Genomic DNA, 224 nt, shown 5'->3' on the forward strand with positions numbered 1-224 from the left:
TGGCCGTTTTGGCGTTTTTTCGATACCTTTCCTGAAACCGTCCATTTAAAACCCGCCCCGATTCTGCCGCCGCAAATCCCATCCGAAGATTACGATGTGGTGGTCATTGCCTACACCGTTTGGTTCCTCTCTCCTTCGCAACCGATTACCGCCTTTTTGCAACGCGAAGAAACGCGCCGGCTGCTGGACGGCAAACCGGTCATCACGCTTATCGGCTGCCGCAA

1 pseudogene is annotated in these 224 nt (G+C 54.5%); it reads left to right on the forward strand.

Annotated elements, in window-relative coordinates:
* Positions 1 to 224, forward strand: a pseudogene (locus tag ACTHSP_RS24295) (dialkylrecorsinol condensing enzyme); the annotation flags it as partial.

The organism is Neisseria sp. P0001.S005 (assembly GCF_051963715.1).